The organism is Rhodothermales bacterium, from assembly GCA_039944855.1.
Taxonomy (GTDB): domain Bacteria; phylum Bacteroidota; class Rhodothermia; order Rhodothermales; family JANQRZ01; genus JBBSMX01.
Map to the genome: position 1 here is coordinate 159,370 of JBDUXZ010000029.1, position 15,397 is coordinate 174,766.

Annotated in this window: 12 protein-coding genes; 8 read left to right on the plus strand and 4 right to left on the minus strand. The window is 67.1% G+C overall.

Translation table 11 applies throughout. The features are described 5' to 3' along the window. Window positions 1-53 precede the first annotated feature (53 nt). Window positions 54-3,056: a T9SS type A sorting domain-containing protein gene (locus tag ABJF88_14900; protein MEP0548222.1), complete on the plus strand. Its 3,003-nt coding sequence runs from the start codon at window positions 54-56 to the stop codon at window positions 3,054-3,056. 8 nt (window positions 3,057-3,064) lie between these two features. Here ABJF88_14900 and ABJF88_14905 read toward each other — a convergent pair whose 3' ends face one another. Next, entirely contained in the window at window positions 3,065-3,289 is a 225-nt protein-coding gene (locus tag ABJF88_14905) for a hypothetical protein (protein ID MEP0548223.1), read from the minus strand. Window positions 3,290-3,474: 185 nt separating this feature from the next. Between ABJF88_14905 and hppD the strand changes: the two genes are divergently transcribed. From hppD to ABJF88_14930, 5 genes are all read left to right on the plus strand, one after another. Beyond that, a complete protein-coding gene (gene hppD / locus ABJF88_14910; GenBank protein ID MEP0548224.1) occupies window positions 3,475-4,707 on the plus strand; it encodes a 4-hydroxyphenylpyruvate dioxygenase in 1,233 nt (410 codons plus the stop codon). Window positions 4,708-4,797: 90 nt separating this feature from the next. Further along, window positions 4,798-6,057 carry a cupin domain-containing protein gene (locus tag ABJF88_14915; GenBank protein MEP0548225.1) on the plus strand — a complete coding sequence of 420 codons (1,260 nt, stop codon included), beginning with the start codon at window positions 4,798-4,800 and terminating at the stop codon, window positions 6,055-6,057. Between the two features lie 83 nt (window positions 6,058-6,140). Further along, window positions 6,141-7,199, plus strand: coding sequence for a porin (locus tag ABJF88_14920; GenBank protein ID MEP0548226.1), 1,059 nt, complete (start codon window positions 6,141-6,143; stop codon window positions 7,197-7,199). Window positions 7,200-7,204: 5 nt separating this feature from the next. After that, window positions 7,205-9,175, plus strand: coding sequence for an AMP-binding protein (locus ABJF88_14925; protein MEP0548227.1), 1,971 nt, complete (start codon window positions 7,205-7,207; stop codon window positions 9,173-9,175). Window positions 9,176-9,246: 71 nt separating this feature from the next. Next, entirely contained in the window at window positions 9,247-10,686 is a 1,440-nt protein-coding gene (locus ABJF88_14930; protein MEP0548228.1) for a T9SS type A sorting domain-containing protein, read from the plus strand. 69 nt (window positions 10,687-10,755) lie between these two features. Here the strand turns inward: ABJF88_14930 and ABJF88_14935 are convergent, their stop codons facing one another. Next, complete coding sequence (locus tag ABJF88_14935; protein ID MEP0548229.1) at window positions 10,756-11,286, minus strand: hypothetical protein; 531 nt, start codon at window positions 11,284-11,286, stop codon at window positions 10,756-10,758. A gap of 275 nt (window positions 11,287-11,561) precedes the next feature. Between ABJF88_14935 and ABJF88_14940 the strand changes: the two genes are divergently transcribed. Both ABJF88_14940 and ABJF88_14945 read left to right on the plus strand, forming a co-directional pair. Beyond that, complete coding sequence (locus ABJF88_14940) at window positions 11,562-13,265, plus strand: S8 family peptidase (GenBank protein ID MEP0548230.1); 1,704 nt, start codon at window positions 11,562-11,564, stop codon at window positions 13,263-13,265. Window positions 13,266-13,399: 134 nt separating this feature from the next. Continuing rightward, window positions 13,400-14,125 (plus strand): bacteriorhodopsin, encoded by a 726-nt coding sequence (locus tag ABJF88_14945; protein ID MEP0548231.1) that lies wholly within the window; start codon window positions 13,400-13,402, stop codon window positions 14,123-14,125. Between the two features lie 58 nt (window positions 14,126-14,183). Here ABJF88_14945 and ABJF88_14950 read toward each other — a convergent pair whose 3' ends face one another. Continuing rightward, window positions 14,184-14,618: a peptidylprolyl isomerase gene (locus tag ABJF88_14950; GenBank protein MEP0548232.1), complete on the minus strand. Its 435-nt coding sequence runs from the start codon at window positions 14,616-14,618 to the stop codon at window positions 14,184-14,186. Between the two features lie 99 nt (window positions 14,619-14,717). Further along, the gene (locus ABJF88_14955) at window positions 14,718-15,392 is read right to left on the minus strand and encodes a Bax inhibitor-1 family protein (protein MEP0548233.1); all 675 of its coding nucleotides are present in this window, start codon (window positions 15,390-15,392) and stop codon (window positions 14,718-14,720) included. Between the last annotated feature and the right edge of the window lie 5 nt (window positions 15,393-15,397).

Consider the following 15,397-nt stretch of genomic DNA (forward strand, 5'->3'; position numbering starts at 1 on the left):
GTTCGGGCTGCCTGGTGGTATCATCCCCGCTCCTCCACCTGCTTCGAACGGTTATGCTCATTCTCCGCTCCGCCCTCCTCCTCCTCGCCTGCGCCGCGACCGCCGCCGCGCAACCCTTCGTCATCGACGACGCGGTGAGCGGCGGCGGGCTGAGCGCCGACGGCGGCGACGGCATCGCCCTCGCGGCCGACGGCAGCCGCTACGTCGTCGGCACGTTCGAGGGAACCGCGACGTTCGGTGACGTGAGCGTCACGAGCGCGGGCGACAGCGACATCTTCCTCGTCAAGTACGACGACGACCTCGATGCCGTGTGGGCCCGCCGCGCCGGCACCGGCGTGTTCAACGACTTCGGCGGTGCCGTGGCCGTAGCCCCCGACGGCAGTGTCTATGCGACGGGCTTCTTCACCGGCATCGCCACCTTCGATGGCGGCGACAACCCGGACGGCGAGCTGACCACGTTCAGCGACTTCGACGCCTTCCTCGCCAAGTACACCCCCGACGGCGACCTCGCTTGGGTCCGGCAGGCGGGAGGCATCGGCCAAGACACGGGCCGCGACGTGGCGGTTGATGCCGAGGGCAACGTCTACCTCGTCGGCGGCTTCGACGGGACGGCCACGTTCGGCGACGTGATGCTCACGAGCGCCGGGTCGAGCGACGCCTTCCTCGCCAAGTACGACTCGGACGGCGAGGTCGTGTGGGCGCGGCGCAGCGGCTCCGACCAAGGCGACCTCGCCTACGGCGTCGCCGTCACCGACGACGGGCGGGCGCACGTCTCCGGCTCGTTCCGCGGCGTCGCTCTCTTCGGCGACCTCCCGATCCAGAGTGCCGGCGCGACCGACGTGTTCGTCGTGCAATACGACACCGACGGCGAACCTGTGTGGGTCGAGGGCGTCGGCGCGGACGGCTCCGAGTTCACGCGCGGCGGCGGCATCGGGCTCGGCCCCGACGGCAGCGTCTACGTGCAGGGCTCGTTCTCGAACACGATCCTCATCGCCTCCGACGTGCTCGAAAGCCAGGGCTTCACCGACATCTTCGTCGCCAAACTCACGCCCGAGGGGAATGAGGTCTGGGGACGGCGCGGCGGTGGCGACGGGACCAACTTCTCCGCCGCCCTCGCCGTAGACGCGAGCGGCAACGCCCTCGCCACGGGCTACGTCGACGGCGCTGGCACCTTCGCCGGCGAACCGGTCACGACGCAGGGCCGCGACGGCTACCTCGCCGTGTTCGACAGCGAGGGCGGCCTCGTCACCGTCGAACTCCTCGGCGGGACCGGGCAGGACACCGGCACCGGCGTCGCTGTCAACGCCGACCGGTTCGCCGCAACCGGCTCGTTCCGAGGCACAGCCAGTTTCGGCGACCTCGACCTCACAAGTGCCGGCAGCAGCGACGTGTTCGTGATCGGCGGCCCCGGCCAAGTCGCGGCCTCCTCCACCCTCTTCGTCGACGCCGACGCGACGGGGTCTGAGACAGGCCTCTCCTGGGCCGATGCCTTCACCGACCTGCAGGATGCCCTCGCCCTCGCCGCCGCCATCGACTTTGACACACTCGCCATCTGGGTCGCCGAGGGCGTTTACTACCCCACGGACGATAGCGACCGGACGGTGAGCTTCGAGCTACAGACTGGCCTCGCCCTGTATGGCGGGTTCGACGGCACCGAGGCTGAACTCGATCAGCGGAACTGGGCGACGAGTGAAACAGTGCTCAGCGGTGACATTGGCGCATCCGGAGAGGGCTCGGACAACAGCTTCAGCGTCGTCCGAGCCGACAGTTTAGCGGGGGCTGCCATCCTCGACGGGTTCACCGTCGCCTCCGGGCACGCATCAGGCGTGGGGGAATTATCCTCGGGCGGTGGCCTTAGATGCACTGCCTCGGTCCTTTCTGTCCGTAACACGTTCTTCCGTGACCACACAGCCGCCAGCGGCGCCGGCGCCCACCTCGAGGGTTGCTCAGGCCTCATCTTTAACGTCACCTTCGAGGATAACCTATCTACGTTTCTAGGGACGGATGACTCGATAGGTGGTGGTGGGCTCGTGCTAAAGGACAGTTCTCCGCTGATCGTAAACTCCCGCTTCATCCGTAATCGCTGTGCTTCGGTCAACTTCGCCGCGGGCGGAGGCGTGCTAATCACAGGCAGTTCCCCGATCTTCGTCAACGCCGAGTTCTATGGAAACATCGCTGACGGCGCCGACTCGTGCGATGGTGGCGCTATGCTATCTCGTGATAGCTATATCGAGCTAATCAACGCCGCGTTCGTGGGGAATCAGTGCGAAGATGGGTTCCTGTCTAATCGTTATAGCGATCTCCTCATCGTCAATGTGGGGGCGACGCGAAACCAGTCAGGGATCGTCAACAGCGACGGGTTCGAAGAGACTTTGATGGTCCGAGTTCGCAATTCGGTCTTGTGGGACAACGGGGGGGCCGAAATCAACGAGCCCTTCAAAGTAAACGTTGTCCTCTCACACTCAGTCGTTCAAGGGGGCTTCGATGGGCCATTCGTTCTCAACACCGATCCGCTCTTCGCTGCAACCCCATCGTCCGGTCCCGACTCCGAGTGGGGCACTGAGGACGACAATTATGGCAACCTCCGCCTCCAAGAAGGCTCTCCGGCCGTCGGTTTCGGCCGGCAGCTATTCCTCCCGCCCGACACCTTCGACCTCGACGGCGACGGCGACACCGAGGAGCGGTTGCCCATCGACCTCGACGGCGGACCGCGCGTGCTCGGTAATGAGATAGACCTCGGCGCGTACGAGAGCCCCTTCACTGTAGCCCTCGAACCCGGCATTGGCGTGCCTGCGGAAAACGCGCTGGGCGCTGCCTACCCCAACCCGTTCCGCGATCTGACTACGCTCGCGCTCGACATCACAGCGGCGCAGGACGTGACGGTGGAGGTGTTCGACGTGCTCGGGCGCCGCGTGGCGACGGTGCACGATGGGCCGCTTCCGGTCGGCGCACACCGCGTCGTTGTCGAAGCGCGGGGGCTTCCGGCGGGGGCGTACGTCGTCCGCGCCGAGGGCGAGACGTTCAGCCAATCGCAGCGCGTGACGGTCGTGCGCTAACCGCCCGATCAGTCGCGGCGGAACTGCATGCGCTGGTGGAGGCGGACGCGGCCGGAGGGCTCGCCGTCGATGCGGACCTCCTGCCAGCCGTGGAGGTCAGCGTCGTCACCGACGGTCACGGCGGCATCGTCGTCGAGGTCGGCGGCGCGGCGGACGGCTTCCTCGGGCGTGCGGCCACGGACCCGGCCTCCGTACGCCGCCGGTCCCACGTGGTCGAGTTCGTACTGTGGCATGGTATCGAGTAAGTTCACTGCGAAGGGACAGACAAGATACCCTGCGCGGAAGCGCTACCGGAACGGACGACGCCGCTCGCACGTCCAATTACAGCGTATCCACGGTGCCTTAACCGCCCCGTCCCGCGCCGCCCTCGTCCGCTTCCCCCGCATTCCTTTTTCGTTTACGTAGTTACCCACGCCCCATGGCTGATTCCTCGCAGACCCTCCACACCCAGGGCGACGGCTCGTCCCTCGCCGCCGTCGCTACCGAGCCCAACGCCCAGCAGACCGACGCGACGACGGCGAAGGCCGCCGGGCTGCGCGGCGCGCCCGACCACGTCGCCGACGACTTCCTCCCGATCAACGGGACCGACTACGTCGAGTTCTACGTCGGGAACGCGAAGCAGGCGGCGTACTACTACGCCGCGGCGTTCGGCTTCGAGATCGTCGCCTACCGGGGGCCGGAGACGGGCCACCGCGAGGCCGCGAGCTATCTCCTCAAGCAGGACAAGATCCGGTTCGTCTTCACGACGGCGCTCCACTCCGGCCACCCGATTGCCCACCACGTCGCCAAGCACGGCGACGGCGTGAAGGACATCGCGCTGTGGGTGGACGACGCCACGAAATCGTTCGAGGAAGTCACCAAGCGCGGGGCCGTCGCGGTGCGCGAGCCCGAAGTGCTCGAAGACGAGCACGGCCGCGTCGTCGTCTCCGCGATGGGGACGTACGGGGACACGATCCACACGTTCGTCGAGCGGAAGGACTACGACGGCCTCTTCATGCCCGGCTTCGAGGCGTGGGAGAACGACGACTGGAAGCCGGAAGGCGTCGGGCTCAAATACGTCGACCACTGCGTCGGGAACGTCCACCTCGGCGACATGAACCGCTTCGTCGAGTACTACTCCGAGACGATGGGCTTCCGCAACATCATCGCCTTTACCGACTCCGACATCCAGACGGAGTACTCGTCGCTGATGTCGAAGGTGATGTCGAACGGGAACGAGCGGATCAAATTCCCGATCAACGAGCCCGCCAAGGGCAAGCGCAAGAGCCAGATCGACGAGTACCTCGACTTCTACGACGGCGCCGGCGTGCAGCACGTCGCGATGGCGACCGACGACATCCTCGATACGGTCTCGAAGCTCCGCAGCCGCGGCGTTCAGTTCCTCACCGTCCCGACGACGTACTACGACCAACTGCAAGGCCGAGTCGGCACGATCGACGAGCCCGTCGACGAGCTCGCCAAGCTCGGCATCCTCGTCGACCGCGACCCTGATGGCTACCTCCTGCAGATCTTTACGAAGCCCGTCGAGGACCGCCCGACCGTCTTCTACGAGATCATCCAGCGCAAGGGCGCGCGCACGTTCGGCGAGGGCAACTTCAAAGCGCTCTTCGAAGCCATCGAGCGCGAGCAGGAACGGCGAGGGAATCTCTAGTTACGAGTGACGAACGACGAGCGACGAATGCTGACCTCGCCGCTCATCCCCCACTCGTAACTCAACACTCGTAACTCAACACTCGAAATCATGCCGTATTACGTCCGCATGGGGAACGTGCCGCACAAGCGCCACACGCAGTTCCCTCGCCCCGACGGCGCGCTCTACACCGAAGAGGTCATCGGCGCCGAGGGGTTCTCCGGGATCCAGTCGATCGCCTACCACATCCACCCGCCGACGCTCGTCGAGCGCGTCCTCGAGCCGGAGCCCTACGCCGTCGAGTTCGTCGAGAAAGACTTCCTCCGCCACCGCCACTTCCTCGGCAAAGAGGTCGACCCCGGCGGCGACTGGCTGACGGGCCGCCGCTACATCATGGGCAACCCCGACGTCAACCTCGCGCTCTGCGCCCCGACCGAGGCGATGGGCGAGAACGAGTTCTTCAAGAACGCGACCCACGATGAGCTGATCTACGTCCACGACGGCGAGGGCCGTCTCGAGACCGTGCTCGGCACCGTCGAGTTCACGAAGGGCGACTACGTCCACGTCCCGCGCACGATCACGCACCGCTGGGTGTTCACCGGCGACGTACAGCCTCGCCTGCTCGTGATCGAGGCACCGACACAGTTCAGCCCGCCGAAGCGGTACCGCAACAACTTCGGCCAGCTCTTGGAGCACTCGCCGTACTGCGAGCGCGACTTCCGCCCGCCGGGCGAGCTGACCACGATCGACGAGAAGGGCGAGTTCATCGTCCGCATCAAGAAGCACGGCAAGCTCCACCCGTTCGTCTACCGCTACCACCCGTTCGACGTGGTCGGCTGGGATGGCTACATGTACCCCAACGCGATTTCGATCCACGACTTCGAGCCGATCACCGGCCGCATCCACCAGCCGCCGCCCGTGCACCAGATGTACGAGGCGCACAACTTCGTCGTCTGCTCGTTCGTGCCGCGCCTCTTCGACTACCACCCGGACTCGATCCCAGCACCGTACAACCACTCGAACATCGACTCCGACGAGGTGCTCTACTACGCCGAGGGCGATTTCATGTCGCGCAAGGGGATCGAGCGCGGCAGCTTCACGCTCCACCCCGGCGGCATCCCGCACGGCCCGCACCCGGGCACGACGGAGGCGTCGATCGGCAAGACGGAGACGCACGAGCTCGCGGTGATGGTGGACACGTTCCGCCCGCTCCACCTCACCAAAGATGCGCTCGACATCGAGGACGAGGACTACATCTACTCGTGGCAGCCGGAGAAGCACGGGCACCCGCTCCCCGACGCCGCGCCCGTCCCGCCGCACGCGGGTGACGGCGCGATGACGGACGCCTCCCCGGCCGACGCAGCGCGCTGAGAGATATCCGTCCGACGCGTACCTTGGTGGGGGCGACCGATCCGGTCGCCCCCACCTCGTTTTCCCCCGGCCCCTCTCCCACCATGCCGCTCCCCTCGCACCGATCCTGGCTCGCCCCCTTGCTCCTCCTGCTCATGCTCGCCGCCCCGGCGCGCGCGCAAGAACGCCCCACCGAGGACGACGAGGAAGCGGGCAGCGGCCAGACCGAAACCGACAAGGAGGGGCTGTACGACGAACTCGTCGCCCAATTCCAGCGAGACTACCTCCGGTTCACGGCGCTCATCCAGGTCGTCCCCCAACTCATCCTCGAAGACACCGAGGCGGTGCAGAGTGGCTTCAGCATCGCCGCGGCTCGATTCGGGATCGCCGGGTTGCTCGACGGCGGGTTTGGCTACCGGATCCAAGCGGAGTTCGCCAGAAGCCCGGCGCTCCTGGACGCCTACGTGAGCTACCGCCCGAACGAGGCGACCCGGATCTTGGTCGGACGCCACAAAGTGCCGTTCTCGTACGAGTTCTTGACCTCGGCCGCCGGGATCGACTTCGTCAACCGCTCGCGGGTCGTCCGCGCGCTCGCCCCTGGACGGGGAGTCGGGGGATCGATGCGGACGCAGGTGGCCGGCGAGGCGCTCACCCTGCGCGCGGGCCTCTTCAACGCCTCGTTCAATACGACGGTGGACGGTCGCACCGTCCGCCAGGCACAGCGCGGCGGGTTCACCTTCGTCGGTCGCGCGCAGAGCACGACGCAGCCCTCCAGCGGCACGACGCTGATCGTCGGCGCGAACGTCGCCTACGACACCCCGGATACGGCCAAGGCCCTCGACGTGCCCGGCCGCCTGCTTCTCGGTGCCGACGTCCGCCTCCGCGCCGGCCCCTTCCTGCTCGCCGCCGAAGGCATCGCGGAGCGCGTCGGGGACGACGTGTTCCCCGACAGCGACGGGTTCTACCTCACCGGCGGCGTCGACCTCAACGCGAACAACCGTCTCCTCGTCCGCTTCGATCGCTTCGAAGGGTCCGACGAAGTGTTGCTCGGCTACAACCTCACGCTCACCCGCGCCGCCGCCTTCCAGGCCAACGTCGTCCTCCCCCTCGACGACGCGGCCGAACCCACGCAGGCGCTCCTGAACGTCCAGCTCGGATTTTAATGCCCATGCCCTCCGCTCCGCTCACCTTCCCCTTCGGCCAGGAGATCGCCTGGCGGCCCGACCCCGACCAGCGCACCAACCTCCACCGCTTCATGGAGCGCGTCGGCGTGGACGATTACGACGCGCTCTGCCGGTGGGCCGTCGACGACGTCGGCCGCTTCTGGCACGCCGTGCTCGAATCGCTCGACGTGCAGTTTTACCGGCCGTACGACCGCACCCTTGACACAGCGGAGGGCATCGAGTTTCCGATGTGGTGCGTCGGCGGCGAGATGAACATCGTCCACAACCTGCTCGACAAGTGGCAGGACACGGAGGTCGCCGGGCGCGACGCAATCCGCTACGAGAGCGAAGAAGGCGAGGTCCGCACGATGACGTACGCCGAGCTGCACCGCGAGGTGAGCCGTTGTGCCTCCGCACTCCGCGCGCTCGGGCTTGGGAAGGGCGACGCCGTCGGGCTCTACATGCCGATGACGCCGGAGATCGTCGTCGCCTTCCTCGCCGTCGCGAAGATTGGCGGCGTGATCCTTCCCCTCTTCTCGGGCTACGGCGCCCAGGCCGTCGCCACCCGCCTCGCCGACGGGGAGGCCAAAGCGCTCTTCGTGGCGAACGCCCTCGCGCGGCGCGGCCGAGCGATCCCGATGAAACCGACCGCCGACGAAGCCCTCGCGGACGTGCCGAGCGTCGAGCACGTGATCGTCTTCGAGCACGTCCCCGGCCTCGACGTGCCGATGACGGACGGCCGCGACCGGACATGGGACGACCTCATGGCCCTCGGCACGGACGATCCCCACGCGGTGGCGACGGAGCGCACGAGTGCCGAAGACCTCGTCATGCTGATCTACACGAGCGGCACGACGGGCGCGCCGAAGGGCGCGGTCCACACCCACTGCGGCTTCCCGATCAAAGCGGCGCAGGACATGGCGCATCCGATGGATCTGCGCGCGGGCGACGTGATGTGGTGGATGAGCGATATGGGCTGGATGATGGGCCCGTGGCTCGTTTTCGGCACCCTCCTCAACGCCGCTACCCTCGTGCTCTTCGACGGCGCGCCCGACTACCCCGAGCCCGACCGGACGTGGGCGCTGTGCGAGCGGCACGGCGTCACCCACCTCGGTCTGAGCCCCACGCTCGTCCGCTCGCTCATGCCTCATGGCACCGAGCCCATCGCCAAGCACGACCTCAGCGCGCTCCGCGCCGTCGGCTCGACGGGCAGCCCGTGGGACCCGGAAAGCTGGACGTGGCTGTTCGAAAACGTCCTCGATTCCAGCAAGCCGATCCTCAACTACTCCGGCGGGACCGAGATCTCCGGCGGCATCGTCTGCGGCAACTTCCTCCAGCCGCTCAAGCCGTGCGCGTTCTCCGGCCCCGTCGTCGGGATGGACGCCGACGTGGTGAACGACGCGGGCGAGCCGGTGCGGGGCGAAGTCGGCGAGCTCGTGATCCGGCAGCCGTGGATCGGGATGACGCGTGGGTTCTGGGGCGACCGCGCGCGCTACCTCGACTCGTACTGGCGCCGACACCCCGCCCTCTGGACGCACGGCGACTTCGCTGCCGTCGACGCGGACGGGCTGTGGTACATCCTCGGTCGGAGCGACGACACCATCAAAGTCGCTGGCAAGCGGCTCGGGCCGGCCGAGGTCGAGGCCGTGCTGAACGCGCACCCGGCTGTGCTAGAGAGCGCGGCGGTCGGCGTACCGCACGACATCAAAGGGCAGGAGGTCGTCGCCTTCTGCGTGCTCGCCGCCGGGCACGCGCCGAGCGAGGAACTCCGCGCCGACCTCGTCGCCCGGCTCGTGGATGCGCTCGGCAAGCCGCTGAAGCCGCGCGAGGTGAAGTTCGCGACGGCCCTCCCGAAGACGCGGAACGCGAAGGTGATGCGCCGGCTTATCCGGGCCGCCTACCTCGGCGACGCCCTCGGCGACACGACGAGCCTGGAAGAGCCGGCGGCGGTGGACGCCGTGCGTGATGCGGTGTGAGCGGATTGACTTGCGCAGATAGGAGGTTCTATTATCAGGGGCCGCTTCCCAATCATCTTGCTGCGTGCCCCATGTGTCTCTCTGCTCGTTTTCTACCCCTCGTTCTCCTCAACGCATTTTTTCTTGCCGCTGCACTTCCCGGATTCGCCGTGCAGGCTCAAGTCTGTCAGGGGAGTTTCGAGCTAGATACACAGGCAGAGGTAGACGCTTTCGACTGCGCGGAGGTGACGGGTAACCTGATGATCGGTGGCGTAGTGAGCTCCATCGATAGCCTCCACAGTCTAGTCTCTGTCGGAGGCACCCTTCGCCTCAGTTCAAGAGGTGGGCTGAACGACCTTGCCGGACTCGGTGCTCTCGTCTCTGCCGGAACCCTCTTCATTACGCACAATGAGTCACTCGTACACCTCAACGGCCTCACCAGCCTCTCTGAAGTGGGCAACATCCACATCTCAGGCAACGAGGAACTTCTCGATGTGGCTGGTCTCCTCGCTCTGACCTACGTCGAGGGGGACGTCGTTATCGCGGGGAACGACGTCCTCAGCACCCTCGAAGGACTCGCTGGGCTTACCTCTGTTGGAGGGCTTCTCTCAATTAACCGCAGCAACGCGCTCTCTGACTTGGATGGGCTTCATAACATCGTGTCTGTTGGGAGCCTTACAGTGTATGAGAGCGAGAATCTCACGAACCTTCGCGGCCTCGGTGCGCTCGCTTCGGTCGGGGAAGCCGCCTACATCTATAACAACGACGCGCTCGCTGATCTCGGTGGACTCAACAACCTTATCGCTGTGGAGGGACTCCTCGAAATATCCTACAACAGCGCCCTCTACAGTCTCCAAGGGCTCGAATCCCTCCTCTCGATTGGGGAACTGGTCATCGAAGGCAATGGCGTACTTACCAACCTCGAGGGCCTCGATGCTCTCGCCTCAACGGACGACAATCTCATTATAACAGGTAACGGCGCGCTCACCGATCTCGACAACCTCAACGGTCTTACCGCTATCGGGGGAAGACTCCAGATCAATGCTAACGACGCCCTTCCCCACCTCGACGGCCTCGCCAACCTCATTGCTGTAGCGGAGGGGCTCCGCGTCTTCTCGAACAACGTACTCAGTTCATGCACGGTCGGCCTCTACGATCTCCTCGCTAACGATGGCGTCGGCGGCGATATCGATATATCCAACAACGCAACTGGCTGCAATTCCGTTGAGGAGATCCTCAATTCAGTCGATGCCGAGGACGAAGCGACACCGGCCGTGACAGCCCTCGCCGCGCCCTTTCCCAATCCCACCGCCGGGACTACCACGCTCGCCTTTACCCTCGCCGAGCTCGCCGACGTCCGCCTCACCGTCTACGACGCACTCGGCCGCCGCGTGGCGACGCTCGCCGATGGACCTCACGCATCGGGCACGCACGAGGCGGCGTGGGGCGCGGGGCTCCCGGCGGGGACGTACGTCGTGCGATTCGAGACGAGCGAGGAAGCGTGGACCGAGCGCGTGACGCTCGTCCGCTAGCCAAACGAAAACAGGGCAGGAAGCCGGAGCCTCCTGCCCTGCTGCCAGGGTTGCCGTACGAGCCGCGCGCTAGTAGTGGATGTTCCGCGCGCCGTACGTGTCCCACTCGTTCGCGAGGTACTCGCGGTCCTCGTCGTTGCGCGGGTGCGCGCCGACGACGATGCCGCCTTCCTTGACGCCCTCGTGGTACTCCTTCGCCCGGTCCTCGGGGATGCCCGCACCGATGAGCGCGCCGACGAGGCTGCCCGCCGCGCCACCCGCACCAGCACCCGCGAGCGCACCGGCCAGCGGGCCGGCGATCGCGAGGCCGAGGCCCGGGACGATCACGTTCGTGCCGACGGCGGCGAGCGCGCCGATGATGCCGCCGATCGTGCCGCCGGTCGCGGCGCCGGCGCCGGCGCCTTCCATCGCCTTGCTGCCCTCCTCGATCTCGACGTGCTCGCGGTCGTAGTACTGCTTCTTCGTGTCCTTCGACATCACGACGTGGATGTCGTCGTCGGTGTAGCCCCGGTCCCGGAGCGAGCGGTACGCGCGGTCGGCGCTGTCGTTGTCGTGGAACATGCCCGTCACGATGGGACGGTCTGCGGTTCGATTAGCCATGAGAGTGCTCGTAGAGGTGAGAAAATGATCCTGCTGAGGGGAAGTCCTGCTGAGGTGCTCGCCCTTACATGGCGCTTCACGCCGTCTTGTTCCTAACCCGTCATTTTCTCCCGATCCGTCTACCTGCGAAACAGTTCGTGCATCCCACCCGCGCTTATGCATCGCGGAAGGGCCCTGTAATGCCACGTGGTGTACGAACGAGCCGCCGCCTGCGTTACTTTCGGGCGCCCACGTTGGACCGTCCACCCGCCCGCTTTCTCCCTCCTGCTCTCCAGATGACGTCGTTCCGCCCGCTCCTCGTCCTGTTCCTCGCCGCCACGCTCGTCGGCTGTTCCGCCGCGCGGGACGTGGCAACGCCCGCGCCCACCGCCCCTGCCATCGAGAGGGTCCAGGACCCGACCGAGCCCGCCACCGAAGCTCCGTCTGCTGCGGAAGACCCGGCCCCCGCCCGCCTCGTGGCCGCCCCTCCAGCGTGGCTCGAACTCGACGAGACGGCCGACGCCGTGCGCGGCATCAGCCTTAATCAAGCGTACCGAGCGCTCGACGGACGCACGCCGCAACGGGAGGTTATTGTCGCCGTGATCGACTCCGGCGTCGACACCACGCACGAGGACCTGCAGGGTCGCCTCTGGAGAAACGAAGACGAGATCGCCGGCAACGGCGTGGACGACGATGGGAATGGCTACGTCGACGACGTGCACGGCTGGAACTTCCTCGGCGGCCCCGATGGCGCGAACGTCTTCCACGACACGTACGAGCTCACGCGCGAGGTCCTCCGCCTCCGCCCCCGCTATCGCGACGCCGACCCCGCTGCCCTCGATCCGGCCGGCCGCGAGGAGTACGACTACTACCAATCGCTGGAGCGGGAGTTGGCGGCGAAGCGGGCCGAGTACGAAGCGGTCCTCCCGCAGATGCAGCAGATCGAAGAGGCCACGCAGCGCGCCGTCTCCATCCTCGAACCGACGCTCGGCAGCGGGCCGTACTCCGCTGAGAAGCTGGAGCCCGGCATGCTCGACACCCCCGCCGTGCTTCAGGCGAAGGGCCTCGTGAGCTACCTCCTCCAGTCCGGGTTCACGCCGGCCGACATCACGCAGCAGCGGATCCAGGTCGCGAACATGCTGAAGTACGGCTACAACCTCGAATTCGACCCCCGCCCCGTCGTCGGCGACGATTACGACGACACGAACGAGCGCTACTACGGCAACGGCGATGTGACGGGGCCGTACCCGAACCACGGCACATCGGTCGCCGGCGTGATCGCGGCGATCCGGGGGAACGAGGCAGGGACGCGCGGCGTCGCGCCGGACACGCTCGTCTACGTCATGCCCATTCGCGCCGTGCCGAGCGGCGACGAGCGCGACAAAGACGTGGCGAACGCGATCCGCTACGCCGTCGACAACGGCGCGCTCGTCGTCAACATGAGCTTCGGCAAATCCTATTCGCCCGACAAAGACGCCGTCGACGCGGCCGTGCGCTACGCCGAGGAGCGCGGCGTCCTCCTCGTCCACGCCGCCGGCAACAGCGCCGAAGACATCGACCGCGCCGCCAACTTCCCCTCCCAGGTCCTCAGCGACGGAGCGCGCGCGAGCAACTGGCTCGAAGTCGGCGCGTCGTCGTGGGACCCTGACGCCTTCGCCGCCTCGTTCAGTAACTACGGCGTCACGAACGTCGACCTCTTCGCGCCCGGCGAGGCCATCGACGTGCTCGAACCGGCGAACGCGACGACGCGCGTGGACGGAACGAGCGTCGCCGCCCCCGTCGTGAGCGGCATCGCGGCCCTCCTGCTGAGCTACTACCCGGACCTCTCGCCGCTCGACGTGCGCGAGATCCTCCTCGAATCGGCCGTGCCGTACCGCGGCGTGCCGGCGATCCGGCCGGGCTCGGGCGATGAGGTGGACTTCGCGACGCTCTCGGTCACCGGTGCCGTCGTCAACGCGTGGCGCGCCGTCGAACTCGCCGACACCCGAGTGGGGAATTAAGGCCGAAGGACCACCTCGCGAGGGACGGAGTCTGAGCCCCTCGCGCGGGACTGCGGAGAAACATCGCGGAGCGCGGGGCGTCAGTGCCCGTCACGTCTCGCGCTCCCCGTCTCCTCTCCTCTGCCGCCCCTCCGATGGATCTCTCCACGACCCTCCACTTCGTCTACGTTGCCTGCATGGCGGGCGGGGCGCTCCTCTTCCTCGCGTGGATGCGCGACCCGCGCGGCGTGCCGACGTGGGAATACCTCGTCGCCACCATCATCCCCGTCTGGTCGGGGCTGGCCTACCTCGCGATGGCGCTCGGGCTCGGCACCGTCGAAGTCGCGGGGCAGACGACGTACTGGGCGCGCTACGCCGACTGGGTGGTGACGACGCCGCTCCTGCTCGTCGCCCTGTGGATGACGGCCACGACGCGGACCGACAAGCGCCCGCACGTCCCCACGCTCCTCACCCTCGTTACTGCGGACGTGGTGATGATCCTGTGCGGGCTCGTGGGCGACCTCTCGACGGGGCCGGCGCGCTACGTCTTCTTCGCCGTCGGCGTCGGCGCGCTCGTGCTCATCTTCTGGACCGTATTCGGGCCGCTCCGCCGCGTCGCAGGCCACGACGCCGAGGTCGCCGACGTCTACGGGAAGGTGGCCGTCTACCTCGCGCTCTTCTGGGTCGGCTACCCGCTGACGTGGATCCTCGGCCCCTCCGGCTTGGGCGTGGTCGGGCAGACGACGGACACGGTGCTCTTCGTGCTCCTCCCGGTCTTTTCGAAGGTCGGATTCAGCATCCTCGACCTCGGGCTGCTCCGGCGGATCGGCGGCGAGCCGGGCCGTGACGCCGTCCGGCCGAGCCTCTCCCCCGTCGTCTGAGCCCGCGCTCCGTCTCGGGACCGCTCCCCCGCCTCGCCGGGCCGGGGGAGCCCCCGGTTCATCCGCCGACGATCTCTTCGAGCGTGATCTCGAACGTGAGGTCTTGGCCAGCGAGCTCGTGGTTCGCGTCGAGGATGACTTCGTCGTCGGCGATCTCGGTGACGCGGACGACGACGGCCTGCCCGTCGGGCTGGCTGAGCTGGAGCTGCTGGCCGATCTCGGGCTCCATCCCGTCGGGGAACTGGTCGGGGCTGACGCTCAGCATCATCTCCTCACGCAACGGGCCGTAGGCTTTCTCCGCCGGGATCTCGACGGTCTGCGTCTCGCCGGGCTTCATGCCCTCGACGGCGCTGTCGAAGCCGGGGATCACCTGCCCGACGCCAACGGTGAACTCGAGCGGGCCGCGCCCTTCGGAGGAATCGAACACGGACCCGTCGGAGAGGGTGCCGGTGTAGTGGATGCGGACGGTGTCGCCTGCGGTTGCCTGTGCCATGAAAACGGTCGAATCAGAACGGAGGAATACGAAAGGGGGGCGGCCGCGCGATGGCGACCGCCCCCGTCCCTCGTAAAAGGGAGAGATGCGTGCGGGTTCCTAGTTCCGGTTCATCATCAGCCGGAGCACGTACCAGAACATCAGCGCGACCGACGCGAAGAGCTCCAGCGCTGCCGCGACGTGGCGGTCCTCCGGGTAATGGTGGAGCACGTTCGACGTGTCGTAGAGGATCGCCGCTCCGGCGAGCGCGATCATCCCGACGGAGAACCACGTGCCGAGTTCGAACCCGAAGAGCACGCCCGCGACGATGGCGACGAGCGCGACGATGAACGCCCACCGCAGCATCCCGCCGAGGAACGAGAAGTCCTTCCCGGTGAGCACGACGACGGCCGTCAGCCCGGAGAAGCCGAGGAGCGTCACCCACGCCGCGCTGTTGATGGCGCCCGGGAACTGCGTAAATGCGATCGCGAGGAGCGGGACGAAGATGAGGGCTTGGGCGAGCACGAACCCGCCGAGCGCCGCGTACTGCGCCGCCGGCGACTCCGCCCGGTGCGCCGCCCGGCTGGCGAACCAGCTCACGACGACGAACCCGCCGAGCACGACGAGCCAGCTCACGCCGAGCATCGCATTAGCGATCGGGTACGCGAGGCCGCTCTTGAAAAGGGCGACCTCGATCCCGGCGAAGAGCAGGATCGCGCCGAAAAGGTGGAGGTACGTCCGGGTGAGGAAGGCCGCGCGGGTATCGCTACCGAGCGCGGCGACGGGAGTGGACATGCCGT